Source organism: Mesorhizobium norvegicum (assembly GCF_004919685.1).
In the GTDB taxonomy this organism is placed as follows: domain Bacteria; phylum Pseudomonadota; class Alphaproteobacteria; order Rhizobiales; family Rhizobiaceae; genus Mesorhizobium; species Mesorhizobium norvegicum.
This window is the reverse complement of record NZ_SMYZ01000180.1, coordinates 1-2,578: the sequence shown is the minus strand read 5'-3', so window position 1 is coordinate 2,578 and position 2,578 is coordinate 1. Positions and strand designations below refer to the sequence as shown.

Annotated in this window: 2 protein-coding genes; both read right to left on the bottom strand. The window is 62.4% G+C overall.

The genetic code is table 11. The annotated features are described in order from the left end of the window. Positions 1 to 221: 221 nt before the first annotated feature. Positions 222 to 1,997: a tetratricopeptide repeat protein gene (locus tag FCU66_RS40450; protein WP_136622827.1), complete on the bottom strand. Its 1,776-nt coding sequence runs from the start codon at positions 1,995 to 1,997 to the stop codon at positions 222 to 224. Between the two features lie 236 nt (positions 1,998 to 2,233). Continuing rightward, a partial coding sequence (locus FCU66_RS40445; RefSeq protein WP_136622826.1) for a DUF1284 domain-containing protein occupies positions 2,234 to 2,578 on the bottom strand: 345 nt, incomplete at its 5' end.

Genomic DNA, 2,578 nt, shown 5'->3' with positions numbered 1-2,578 from the left:
TTGCCGATCAGGACACTAGAGTGTGTTGAGATTCGGGTGATGGCGGCCCGCAAACGATGGCTTTCTGCGCTTCCGGTACTCACGGACCCGAATGTCCGCTCCGTTCCGGTTCTCGGAACCCACCATTTTCGGCTCGGCCTGACCTGAATCTCAGCAGACCTTGGGCCGGAAACAAAAACGGGGCTCCGAAAAGAGCCCCGTTCGCATTCAAATAGCTGACTTCACCCCTTCGGGGCGGGCACCGGCTCTGGCTTGACCTTCGGGGTTTCCTGCGCCGTGTTGGATTCGATCGGCGGCAGGCCCTTCATCAGCTTCTGCTGCAAGGTGGCCAGCACATCGGGATCCGGCTTCAGGTCGCGGGCCTGGTTCCACTGGAAGGTGGCTTCGAGCTTGCGGCCGACGCGCCAGTAGGCATCGCCGAGATGGTCGTTCAGAACCGGATCTTCCGGCTTCAGCGACACGGCGCGTTCCATTTCGCGCACCGCGTCATCGAACCTGCCGAGGCGGAAATAGGCCCAACCCAGCGAATCGACGATGTAACCGTCGCTCGGCCTGAGGTCGACGGCCTTCTGGATCATCGCCAGGCCTTCCTTGAGGTTCATGTTCATGTCGACCCAGGAATAGCCGAGATAGTTCAGCACCTGCGGCTGGTCGGGGAACAGTTCCAGAGCCTTGCGGAAGTTCGGTTCGGCCTTGGGCCATTCCTTCAGCCGCTCATAGGCGATGCCGCGCTGGTAGAAGATGTTCCAGTTGGCCGCGGTCGGCGTCTTCAGCACCTCGACAGCCTTGTCGTAGAGAGTGGCGGCCGAACGAAAATCGTCCTTCGAGGAATAGACGCCACCCAGCGCCAGATAGGCGCGCATGTCGTCGGGATGGGCGTCGACGAAGGCCTTCAGATGGGTGATCGCCTCCTCATGACGGTCGAGATCGGCAAGGTTGAGGCCGAGCTGCAGATCCGAAAGCTCCTTCAGCGGCGAGGTAGCGGGAATCCGCCGATAGAGTGCGATGGCGCCCTCGCCGTCCTTCAACTGCTCGGACACGGCGGCGAGCTGCACGAGGGCTGCATCGCTGTCAGGCTTCAGGGCCAGCGCATATTGCAGATAGAGGCGGACGAACGGCTCGCCGCCGCCACGGTTGAGCGCGGTGGCGAGATCAAGCAGAATTTCCGACGCGCCGTCCGACGGGCCGGCAGCGAAGGGCGCGATTTTGTCGCCCTTGGCGATCATGCCGCGCAAGGCGACGATTTCCAGCTTGCCGGGTGAAAACGCCTCGGCCTGATCGAGCACTGACAGTGCCTTGGCCTTGTCGCCCTTGCGGGCCAGGAACGAGGCGTAGGCCTGGGCGTTGCGCATCCAGGTTTCGGGAGCGGCACCGCCGGCGGCCGTGTCCTGCATGGTCGCGGCGTAGATCGCTTCGGCCTTCTCGGGCATACCGGACGCATCGGCGATCAGCGCGCGATGGAACGACTTGAACAAGCCGAACCAATCCGGCCCCTGCAGCTTGTCGATGGAGGCCATCGCATCAGAGGCCTCGCTGGCGCCCTGTTGGGCCCAGCCGGACATCACCCCGGAGATCAGCCGGTCGAGATCGGATTCCAGCGACAGCTTCAGCCAGTACTGTGCCTTGGTGAAATCCTTCTTGTGAAAGGAATCAACGGCGAGTGCCAGGCGCGAGAAGCGCTCGACATCTGGAACTTCCTTGAGCTTGTCGGCATAAACGAGGGATTCGTCGAAGCGGCCTTGCGCGATCAGCGACAGCATCAGGCTCTGCTGCAGGCCGGTGTCGCTCGGGTCGAAGGCCAATGCCTGCTTGTAGTAGGCGATGGCACTGTCGAGGTCGTTGTCGCCTTCGGCGATCCGAGCAGCCAGATAGGCGCCCGAAAACGACGTGATCTTGACCGGTTCGGTGGTTTGCTTGGCATAGGCCGGCAAAGTCGAGATCGCCATGCCTGTCACAATTGCCAGCCTTGTCAGCCAGCGCGCACGTCCTTGCCGCATCGTATCCCTTTCAGCCAGGCGCCATCTCCGCGTCAGCGGGATCGGCGTAGACTCGATCTTTCCTGATAAAGCATGGCCTTTTTGGGGTCGCGCTTCAATCCGCCTCGAATTCACAATCCGGGCACCCGATTAACAAACCATGGCGACAGGCACCAGTTTTCCGATCTTGAATTTCGGCCATGGCCTGCGCGAGGCCAAATATATCACAGATTCGACCGCTGGGCTCGGTCCCAATATCAGCGCCTCCCTGGCGAGGCAGACCGCTGCACCAGCGTGTCGCTATATCCGCCGGCCGCAATCGTGCTGCACAGCTCGTTCCACTCACAGCCGCCGCAAGCCTTGCGCACGCGGCCAGCCGAAAACGCCTGCCGCATCCGTGCCAGAGTTGCCGCGTCGACAGCGAGGCTGGCGCCGACCCGGATTGGGCGCGCCAGCAATGCCTCCACGTCCTGTGCCGCGAGCCGGTCCCGCTCGACGACACTCTCGTTGAGACAATGCGGTTCCGGCTCGTCGAGCAAGGGGGCGCAGATATCGTCGGGGCCGGAAACGAGGAGGATGTCCTGTCCAGCCGATAGATGGGT

Excerpts from the sequence above, each read along its gene's own strand:
- FCU66_RS40450 (WP_136622827.1), bottom strand. The coding sequence starts at position 1,997 with ATGCGGCAAGGACGTGCGCGCTGGCTGACAAGGCTGGCAATTGTGACA.